The sequence below is a fragment of the Pandoraea sp. PE-S2R-1 genome, from assembly GCF_002179865.1.
Lineage (GTDB): Bacteria > Pseudomonadota > Gammaproteobacteria > Burkholderiales > Burkholderiaceae > Pandoraea.
In genome coordinates, this window is sequence record NZ_NGUR01000030.1 from 1 (window position 1) to 291 (window position 291).

Annotated in this window: 1 pseudogene; it reads left to right on the forward strand. The window is 66.0% G+C overall.

Annotation, left to right across the window (positions count from 1 at the left end):
- Window positions 1–22: 22 nt before the first annotated feature.
- Window positions 23–291, forward strand: a pseudogene (locus tag CDV44_RS28310) (hypothetical protein); the annotation flags it as partial.

The following is a 291-nucleotide window of genomic DNA, read 5'->3' on the forward strand; positions in this document are numbered from 1 at the left end:
GCTACCGGGAGCTTTGCCTGTCATGTCCGATTCTTCGCACGTCAACGTTCCTGCCGCCCCTGTCAGCCAGAGTCCGCTGGCACGCCCCGCGGAACCGATTCAGGCCTCAACGGCGCCCCTTGCAGCGGCCTGCGCATCAGTAGCACTCGACTTGTATTTTCCCGGCACATTGCGCGACGTCGAGCAGGCGGCCGCCGCCAAACTTCCGCCGCACACACTGATGACTCGTGCCGGGACAGCCATCGCCGAATGGCTTTATGGGCGCTTGCCGGCGCTGGCGACCGCGGGTCG